The organism is Streptomyces sp. NPDC107581 (assembly GCF_055657175.1).
Genome location: NZ_JBVKBH010000071.1, coordinates 1 through 1,023 on the forward strand (window position 1 = coordinate 1; position 1,023 = coordinate 1,023).

General features: G+C 65.1%; 1 protein-coding gene. It reads left to right on the forward strand.

The features are described 5' to 3' along the window. Positions 1-1,023, forward strand: a 1,023-nt coding sequence (locus ACZ7P3_RS42595; protein ID WP_472090061.1) for an AMP-binding protein, incomplete at both ends; no start/stop codon positions are given.

The window sequence follows — 1,023 nt, forward strand, 5'->3', positions numbered from 1 at the left end:
GGCCGCCCCAAAGGCGTGATCATCGAACACCGCGCCATCACCAACCGCCTCCACTGGATGCAGGACACCTACACCCTCACCCCCCACGACCGCGTCCTGCACAAAACCCCCTACAGCTTCGACGTATCCGTCTGGGAACTCTTCTGGCCCCTGATCACCGGCGCCACACTCGTCCTCGCCCGACCCGGCGGACACCGCGACCCCGCCTACCTCACCCACCTCATCAACAAAGAAAAAATCACCACACTCCACTTCGTCCCCACCATGCTCCGCGCCTTCCTCACCCCACCACCACCCCCCATGCCCACCCTCCAACGCATCCTGTGCAGCGGCGAAACCCTCCCCACCGACCTCGCCGACACCCTCCACCAACACCTCCACTGCCAACTCCACAACCTCTACGGCCCCACCGAAGCCGCCATCGACGTCACCGCCACCCCCTGCCCACCCCACACCCCCGTCACCATCGGCACACCCATCGCCAACACCCACACCTACATCCTCGACCCCCACCTCCAACCCGTCCCCATCGGCACACCCGGACACCTCCACCTCGCCGGCACCCAACTCGCCCGCGCCTACCACAACCGCCCCCAACACACCGCCGACCGCTTCATCCCCAACCCCCACACCACCCAACCCGGCCAACGCCTCTACCAAACCGGCGACCTCGCCCGATGGAACCCCAACGGCACCATCGAATACCTCGGACGCATCGACCACCAACTCAAACTCCACGGCCAACGCCTCGAACCCGAAGAAATCGAAAACACCCTCACCCAACTCCCCGAAATCCACCAAGCAGCCATCACCCTCCACAACAACCAACTCACCGCCTACCTCACCCCCGCCCACACCAACATCACCCACGCACAACAACACCTCGCCCAACACCTACCCCCCTACATGCAACCCACCCACTGGACCACCCTCCCCACCCTCCCACTCACCCCCAACGGCAAAACCGACCGCACCGCACTCCCCCCACCCACCACCACCCACACACCCACCACCACACCCACC